Annotated in this window: 7 protein-coding genes and 1 pseudogene; 6 read left to right on the top strand and 2 right to left on the bottom strand. The window is 74.9% G+C overall.

Annotated features, from left to right (window positions below):
* Positions 1-420 precede the first annotated feature (420 nt).
* Positions 421-1,014, top strand: a complete 594-nt coding sequence (locus CCS38_RS15305) for a histidine phosphatase family protein (RefSeq protein WP_223733817.1) — start codon at positions 421-423, stop codon at positions 1,012-1,014.
* Positions 1,015-1,066: 52 nt separating this feature from the next.
* Here CCS38_RS15305 and CCS38_RS15300 read toward each other — a convergent pair whose 3' ends face one another.
* Positions 1,067-2,485, bottom strand: a complete 1,419-nt coding sequence (locus CCS38_RS15300) for an NsdA family TPR-like regulatory protein (protein WP_223733816.1) — start codon at positions 2,483-2,485, stop codon at positions 1,067-1,069.
* A 280-nt stretch (positions 2,486-2,765) separates the two neighbouring features.
* Between CCS38_RS15300 and CCS38_RS15295 the strand changes: the two genes are divergently transcribed.
* Together CCS38_RS15295 and CCS38_RS15290 are read left to right on the top strand one after the other, a co-directional pair.
* Positions 2,766-3,167 (top strand): hypothetical protein, encoded by a 402-nt coding sequence (locus CCS38_RS15295; RefSeq protein ID WP_223733818.1) that lies wholly within the window; start codon positions 2,766-2,768, stop codon positions 3,165-3,167.
* A gap of 51 nt (positions 3,168-3,218) precedes the next feature.
* Positions 3,219-4,079, top strand: coding sequence for a spermidine synthase (locus tag CCS38_RS15290; RefSeq protein ID WP_223733815.1), 861 nt, complete (start codon positions 3,219-3,221; stop codon positions 4,077-4,079).
* A gap of 18 nt (positions 4,080-4,097) precedes the next feature.
* Here the strand turns inward: CCS38_RS15290 and CCS38_RS15285 are convergent, their stop codons facing one another.
* Entirely contained in the window at positions 4,098-4,670 is a 573-nt protein-coding gene (locus tag CCS38_RS15285) for a hypothetical protein (protein ID WP_223733814.1), read from the bottom strand.
* A 135-nt stretch (positions 4,671-4,805) separates the two neighbouring features.
* Between CCS38_RS15285 and CCS38_RS15280 the strand changes: the two genes are divergently transcribed.
* The 3 genes and pseudogenes from CCS38_RS15280 to CCS38_RS15270 all read left to right on the top strand — a co-directional run.
* Entirely contained in the window at positions 4,806-5,525 is a 720-nt protein-coding gene (locus CCS38_RS15280) for a response regulator transcription factor (protein WP_223733813.1), read from the top strand.
* Complete coding sequence (locus CCS38_RS15275; RefSeq protein ID WP_223733812.1) at positions 5,522-6,952, top strand: sensor histidine kinase; 1,431 nt, start codon at positions 5,522-5,524, stop codon at positions 6,950-6,952. The genes CCS38_RS15280 and CCS38_RS15275 overlap by 4 nt, the downstream gene beginning before the upstream one ends.
* Positions 6,953-7,244: 292 nt before the next feature.
* A pseudogene (locus CCS38_RS15270) lies at positions 7,245-8,138 on the top strand (chitinase); the annotation flags it as partial.
* Positions 8,139-8,173 lie beyond the last annotated feature (35 nt).

The raw sequence follows: 8,173 nt of genomic DNA, 5'->3' as shown, positions 1-8,173 counted from the left end.
GCTCGGCCAGGCGTGCGCGCAGCCCCGCCGCCGGCCGCGGCCGCGCCTCGCGCGCCGCCGCCGGCTCGGGCCGACTGTCGCGGAAAACGTTCACCTGCGGAAGTCTCGCATCCACCACCGACATTCGCGCGAAGACCAGGCGCACCACCGCCCGCACGGACAACGATCACGCCACGCGCTTCGAGGCTGTGCGGTGCGAGCCGCCCATGAGGGCAGCTGGGGGCAGCCGGGATCAGCCGGGAGCAGTTGGGATCAGCTGGGGGCAGCCGAGAGCAGCGCCTCCAGGGGCCCGCGTGGCCCGTGGAACGCATGCGCGATGATGGACCGGACGGAACGAGACGTACTGCCGCCGGCCCCGTACGGCGGCACGAACGAGCAAGGCCGGCGGCGAGCGGGTTCGCGCCGGTGAGAGGTAATCCCATGGCACCGCGCATCCTGCTGGCCCGGCACGGGCAGACGGAGTGGTCCCTGTCCGGCAAGCACACCGGGCGTACGGACATCCCGCTCCTCGAAGAGGGCCGGCGCGGCGCCAAGCTGCTCGGCGAGCGGCTGCACCGCGCGCCCTGGGACGGGCTCCCGGATGTGGCGGTGCGCACCAGCCCCCTGATCCGCGCCAAGGAGACCTGCGAGCTGGCGGGCTTCGGGGACCGCGCGGCGGACTGGGACGCGCTCATGGAGATCGACTACGGCGCGTACGAGGGGATGACGCCCGCCGAGATCAAGGCGGACCGGCCCGACTGGCTCATCTGGCGGGACGGCGTCCCCGAGGGCGAGACGCTCGCTCAGGTGACACAGCGCGTGGACGGCGTCATCGAGGAGGTGCGCGCGGGCGGCCGCGACGTGCTCGTCTTCGCGCACGGCCACATCCTGCGCTCCCTGTGCGCCCGTTGGCTCGGCGAGGACCTCTCCTTCGGGGCCCGCATCCGCCTCGACCCGACCTCCCTGTCGGTCCTCGGCTGGGCCTACGGCGCCCCGGCCATCGAACGCTGGAACGACACGGGCCACCTGGGCTGAGCGCCGTCGGCCGGTCCGGCCGCGCGCGGCGCCCGGGTACGGACGCGGGCGCTCAGGCCGGGCGGGCCGCCATGGCATGCCGGTCCAGGAAGGCGGCGACGCCCGTGGCGCGGCGCTGCGGGCGCAGCGCCTCGGCCGTACCGGCCAGCATCGTACGGATGCGGGCCGAGCCGACCTCGCCCAGCAGCTCCAGGGCGCGGAGCCCGGCGGCGGCCGCCTCGTCGGGCGCGCCGCTGCCCGCCAGATCGCCCGCCAGCTCCGCAGTGAACAGCGCGATGTTGCGCGTGAAGTGCGGGTTCTGGAGTGCCACGGCGCGGCGCGCGAGCTCCGCCGCGCGCCCCCGTTCCCCCAGCGCCGACCAGCACTGCGCCTCCAGGCCCGCGAGTTCGGCGTCCCCGTAGAAGGACATCCACTCCGGGTCGGCGTCGGACGGCCCGTGGGCGAAGAGCCGGTGCGCCCGCAGCAGCGCCTCCTCGCAGCCCGCCCGGTCGCCGAGCCCCGCCCAGCCGCCCGCCTCGCGCAGCGCCAGCAGGGACAGCAGGCGGCGCGAGGAGAGGTGCTTCGCGGCGTGCTGGGCGGCCTGCGCGGCGCGTACCGCCTCACGCGGCCGGCCCGCGTCCCGGGCGAGGAACGCGGTGTTGCAGAACGCGTGCGCCTCCAGAGCCGGGTCGCCCGCCACCCGCGCGGTGGCCAGCGCCTCCGCGTAGTGCGAGCGGGCGTCCCCGAAGCGGCCCGAGTCGTGGGCCAGCCAGCCCACCGAGATGGCCAGTTCGCCGGCGCCCGCGTGCAGCCGGTCGGCGACCGACTGGCGGTGCGTCCCGGCGTCCAGGAGTTCGTAGGCGGCGCGCAGCGGCTGGGCCGCGCGCTGGTAGATGCCCTCGGCGCCGTGCCGGTCGTCCAGCAGCCGGATGCGGCGCACCGCGTCCTCCACGGCCGCCGCCTCGGCTCCTCCCGCGCGTCTCGCGCCGCCCATGAGGGGCGGTACGGACTCTGCGGACCCGAGGGGCGCCAGGCCGGCGATCCCCAGCGCGGCGGCCGGGCCGCCGGTCATGAACGCGCGACGCAGCACGTCGCTCTCCTCGTAGCTCTGAGTGGATGTGTCGCGGTGGTTCAGGGTGGAGGTGTCGTAGTGGTCGTGCGGTGCCGGGCGCGCGGCGTCCGTGTGCGCCCGCGCGCCCCGTCCGCGTACCGACTCGCGCGGTGCGAACCCCATGTCGGCCGGGGAGAGGCCGGGGAACATGTGCCGGAACACCCGCTCGTAGGCGTAGTTGGGGCACCGGATCTCCCCGGCTTCGACGCGCCCCACGTAGCGCGCGTCGCACGAGACCTGCTCGCCGATCTCGCGGGCGGCCCGGCGCACGGCAGCCGCGAACTCGCCGGGGGACAGCCGGCCGCGCAACTGCCGGAAGGCGGTGTTCGGGCGGGCCGGCAGGTCGCGGGCCGGCGCTGCTGGACCTGTGGGTGACGTCATGGCGGGCCCTCTGCATGCCATCCGTGCGGCGGTGCCGCACACTGGGCGGCGCGGCGGGAAGACGGTACCGTCCGTGACACCCGCGATACGGACAGTTTGTTTACAAAAGGGATATCTCACCCGGCATCCGCCATGAAGTGCCATCCTTTACAGCGTCCTGACGCCGTTGCTGTTGACGCGCTTTCGCGTTGCATCAGGTGTAAGGAGCGGCGCGTCAGGAGGAGGGGTTTCCGTGCTGAAGGCCGGCGGGGGCAAGGGTGTCGTCGAGACCGCTTCGGGTGTGCAGGGTGGTGCCGGGGCCGCCGTCACCGGGACCGCCGAGCCGCCGCGCGACCTCGACCTGGTCACGGTGCCGGCCCGGCAGGGCCTGGAGGCGGTGGACATCCTCCGGCTGCGGGACGGCGTCGGCCCGGTCCTGCACGACGGCGCGTGCGACACCCTCGGCTTCCTGGTGCCCCCGGGCACGGCCGACGGCTGGGACCTGCCCGGCAGTGCCTGTACGCAGACGTACGACGGCGGGCGGGGGAGCAGCGTACGGGGCGCGGACGAGCCGCCGGTGGCCGGCACGGGCTGGCTGGTCCCCCCGGAGGGCGCGTTCGCCGCGGCGACCGACCCCGTGGTGCTGCGCGCCGCGCTCGGCGAGGCGGCCCGCACGATCGAGGCCGTCGACCGCTGCTGCTGAGCGGCCCCCGCGGCCTGCGGCCGGTCCGGCCCCGTCGGGGATACTGGCCGGATGGCGAAGAACAGGCGGGTGCGTGCGGCACGGGAGCCGGTGACGGCGGAGGTGGCCGGCGGCCGCGCCGAGCTGCGGCCCGACCGGGACCGGCCGCGCGGCTGGATGCTGCTGATCGACGGCGCCCCGCAGTCCTTCGTGGACCTCGACGACCCGGTGTTCCTCGACTTCCCCTACCAGCGTCGCATCGGCCACATCGCCGACCTCGCGGCCCCGCCCGGCAAGCCGCTGCGCGTCCTGCACCTCGGAGGCGGCGCGCTCACCCTGGCGCGTTACGTCGCGGCGACCCGCCCCCGCTCCACCCAGCAGGTCGTGGAGATCGACGCGCCGCTCGTGCAGTTCGTCCGCGAGCAGCTGCCGCTGGACTCCGGGGCGCGCGTCAAGGTACGCGGCGGCGACGCCCGTGCCGGGCTCGCCAAGGTCCCGGACGGCTGGGCCGATCTGATCATCGCGGACGTCTTCAGCGGTGCCCGTACGCCCGCGCACCTGACCAGCACCGAGTTCGTCACCGAGGCGGCGCGGGTGCTGGCGCCCGGCGGCTGGTACGCGGCCAACCTCGCGGACGGCCCGCCGCTGGCCTTCGTACGCGCCCAGATCGCCACCGTGGGCACGGTCTTCGATGAGCTGTGCCTGACCGCGGCGCCCTCGGTGCTGCGCGGCAAGCGCTTCGGGAACGCCGTACTGCTCGCCGCCGGCGGCCCGCTGCCGGTCGCCGAGCTGACCCGGCGGGCCGCGACCGACCCGGAGACCGGCCGCGTCGAACACGGGCGGGCGCTGCGGGATTTCGCAGGCGGCGCGGTGCCGGTCACGGACGCCACCGCGGTCGCCTCGCCCGCGCCGCCGCCGGGCACCTTCGACTGAGAGCGCGGCGCCGCGTCTCTACTGGGCGTGGTTGTCCGTGGTGACGACCGGCGGATGGCCGTTCCAGGCGGAGATCACCGAGGTGTGGTCATTGCCCCGGGTGAAGTCGACCCGGAGCCAGCCGTCCTGTTTCCACACCTGCATCTGCCAGCCGGGCCCGGGGGTCGCCGACACCAGTTCCGCGTGCGAGGGCTTCAGGTCCAGGACGACCCGGCCGCCGTCGGTGCGGTAGCTCCTGACCGTGCCCGCGTCCCCGTCCCCGCCGCCGTCCGGCGCGGTGGCGGAGCGGCTCGGCGCCGGGGTGTGCGGCGGTGCGGCCGGCTCTTCCGGCCGCGTGGTCTGCCGGGTAGGGGAGGGCGACGGCGTGCCGGAGGGCTTGGGGCGGTGGGTGGAGGACGCGCGGGGTGCGGCGCCGCTCTCGGATTCGGGCTGCGCGCCAGGCGCGTTGTCGGAGATCGGGAGCGCGCGCGGCGGGTCGTACGCCGTACCGGAGACCACCGTGTGCACGCCGAACCACGACAGCGTGACCGCGGCGCCCGTCGCCAGTGTCCAGGCGCCCGCATGAATGAGTCCTCGTAGCACCCGGTTCATACTGCACCACCCCGGGCGCCGCGCACGACGCTCCGCCACAGGGCCGTGCGAAACGGACCACAGGGCCATGCGAAACGGACGACGATCGTCAATCGCCGGTCAAGAACCGCACCCGAATGGCGTACGGTGCCGCCCATGGCTCGTGTGCTCGTGGTCGAGGACGACCAGTTCGTACGCTCGGCCCTCATCCGGCATCTGTCCGACGCCGCACACACCGTGCGCAGCGTCGGCACCGCCCTGGAGGCGCTGCGCGAGGTGGCCCAGGTCGGCTTCGACGTGGTCGTCCTGGACCTCGGCCTGCCCGACCTGGACGGCCGCGAGGCGTTGAAGATGCTGCGCGGCATCACCGATGTCCCCGTGATCGTCGCCACAGCGCGCGACGACGAGGCCGAGATCGTCCGATTGCTCAACGACGGCGCCGACGACTACCTCACGAAGCCGTTCTCCGTGGAACATCTGTCCGCCCGGATGGCCGCCGTACTGCGCCGCGCCCAAGGAGCCGCGGGCGGGCCGCCGCCCTCCCGAATACTCCAGGTCGGCGGCCTGACCGTCGACCCGCTGCGCCGCCGGGCCGACCTGGACGGCGCGCCGCTGGACCTGACCCGCCGCGAGTTCGATCTGCTGGCGTTCCTGGCCGGGCGCCCCGGCGTGGTCGTGCCCCGCAAGGAACTGCTCGCCGAGGTGTGGCAGCAGTCCTACGGCGACGACCAGACCATCGACGTCCACCTGTCCTGGCTGCGCCGCAAGCTGGGCGAGACCGCCGCCAGCCCCCGGTACCTGCACACGCTGCGGGGCGTCGGCGTCAAGCTGGAGCCGCCGCAGGCGGAATCACCGCAGGCCGGGCCCCTGCCGTGAGATGGGCGCTGGTCAAGGTCGCGCTCGCGGTCACGGCCATGGTGGTGATCGCGTTCGCCGTCCCGCTCGGCATGGTCGTCAAGGAGCTGGCCCGGGACCGCGCGTTCGCCAACGCCGAGCGGCAGGCCGCCGCGATCGGCCCAGTACTCGCCATCACCACCGACCGTGCGGCGCTGACCCGCGCGGTCGCCAGCGCCGAGACCGGGCCCGGCGGCCAGCTCGGCGTCCACGTACCGCCGACGGGCCGGGGCGGCGCGCCCGCGGTGATCGGCGCGGGCCGGGCGGCGGCAGCGGACGTCGCACGGGCCGCCCGGTACGGCCGCGCGTCCGTCACCACCGTCCGCGGCGGCTCCTCGCTGCTCCAGCCCACCGCGGTCGCCTCGGGCACCGCCGTGGTCGAGGTCTTCGTCCCGGAAGCGGCGGTCACCAACGGCGTCACGACGTCCTGGGTCCTGCTCGCCGGGGTCGGCCTCGCGCTGATCGTCGGCTCGGTCGCTGTCGCCGACCGGCTCGGCACCCGGATGGTGCGGCCCGCCGAGCGGCTCGCGGGCGCGGCGCACGACCTGGGCGACGGAAAGCTGGGCGTACGGGTCCTGGAGGACGGCCCCAAGGAGCTGCGCTCGGCGGCCGTGGCCTTCAACTCCATGGCCGACCAGGTCGTCCAGCTGCTCGCCAACGAACGCGAGCTGGCCGCCGACCTCAGCCACCGCCTCCGTACGCCGCTGACCGTGCTGCGCCTGAACGCGGCCTCGCTCGGCGACGGCCCGGCCGCCGAGCACACCCGCGCCGCCGTCGCTCAGCTGGAGCGCGAGGTGGACCAGATCATCCGTACCGCGCGCGAGCAGCAGGCGGTGACCCAGCAGGTGGCGGCGGCAGCCGGGTGCGACGCGGCCGAGGTGATCCGGGAGCGGATGGGGTTCTGGTCGGCGCTCGCGGAGGACGAGGGGCGCACGGTACGAGTGGCGGGCGCGGACCGTCCCGTACGCGTCCCCGTCGCGCGCCCCGAGCTGGCCGCCGCGCTGGACGCGCTCCTCGGCAACGTCTTCCGGCACACCCCCGAAGGCACCGCGTTCGCCGTGGACGTGCACAACGCCGAGGACGCGGTGATCGTCCTGGTGTCGGACGCCGGGCCCGGCATCGCCGACCCGGCCGCCGCGCTGCGGCGCGGCCACGGCCAGGGCGGCGACGGCTCGACCGGGCTGGGCCTGGACATCGTCCGCCGCCTCGCGGAGTCCACCGGCGGCGACGTCCGGATCGGCCGCTCGGTCCTGGGCGGTACCGAGGTACGCATCTGGCTCGCCCTGCACGACAGGCGCGGCCGCGGGTCCGCAGGCCGCCGCCACCGGGCCCGCCGCCGGCTGGGCCGGCTCCGCCGCCGGATGCCCGCGGCCCGGCGCCTCAAAGCGCGGCGCGCAGCACCCGCTTAACCCGTCCCTTTCGCTTCCTTAAGCGGCCCATAAGTCCGCTGCCCGGCGCGCGGAACCTACCGATTGTCCGTTTCCCGCTCGCTAGCGTGCGGGACGTCACCCCCCACGGGACACCCCCCACGAGACAACAGGCAGGCAGCAGATGACTTCTCCGGTACACCGCCGCCGTACGAGCCGCACGGCCAAGCTGATCGGCGCGGGCGCCGCCGCCGCGCTCGCCGCGGGCGGCGCGTTCGCCGTCGCCGGCGCGGCCCAGGCGAGCAAGGCCACGCCGGCCGAACAGGCCGCGGCGGGCGGCGCGTTCGCCCCGTACGTCGACACCTCGCTCAGCCCCGCGTACGACCTCGTGGGGACGGCGGAGAAGACCGGGGTGAAGACCTTCAACCTCGCCTTCATCACCTCCGGCGGCGGCTGCGACCCCAAGTGGGGCGGCAGCGGCGCGCTGGACAGTGACCCGGTCGCGCAGCAGATACCGAAGCTGCGCGCCGAGGGCGGCGACGTACGCGTGTCGTTCGGCGGCGCGGCCGGCTCCGAGCTGGGGCTGGCCTGCGGCTCGGCGGACGAACTGGCCGCCGCGTACGGCAAGGTCGTCGACGCGTACGACCTGAAGAAGGCCGACTTCGACATCGAGGGCGGCGCGCTGCCGAACGCCGAGGCCAACACCCGCCGCGCGCAGGCCATCGCCGAGCTCCAGAAGGCCCACCCGGACCTGGACGTCTCCTTCACCCTCCCCGTCATGCCCGAGGGACTGACCCAGGACGGCGTGAGCCTCCTCGCCGACGCCAGGAAGAATGGGGTGAAGATCTCCGCCGTCAACATCATGGCGATGGATTACGGGGCCTCGTACGACGGCGACATGGGGAAGTACGCGATCCAGGCCGCCACCGCCACCCAGAAACAGGTCAAGGACGCCCTCGGGCTGAGCGAGGCGGACGCCTGGAAGACCGTCGCCGTGACCCCGATGATCGGCGTCAACGACGTGGCGACCGAGATCTTCACGCAGGACGACGCCAAGGAGCTCGCGGACTTCGCCGCCACCCAGCACCTCGGCTGGCTGTCGATGTGGTCCGCCACCCGCGACAAGGCGTGCGACGGCGGCTCCTCCGGCACCGCCCAGCCGACCTGCAGCTCCATCGACCAGCAGCCGCTGGACTTCACCAAGGCCCTCGGCGCCTACCAGGGCTGACCCGGCCCCCACACCACCCCCCACACGGCGGGGCG

The organism is Streptomyces purpurogeneiscleroticus (genome assembly GCF_020024005.1).
Taxonomy (GTDB): domain Bacteria; phylum Actinomycetota; class Actinomycetes; order Streptomycetales; family Streptomycetaceae; genus Streptomyces; species Streptomyces purpurogeneiscleroticus.
The sequence above is the reverse complement of the archived record's forward strand: the minus strand, read 5'-3'. Positions and strand labels throughout refer to the sequence as shown.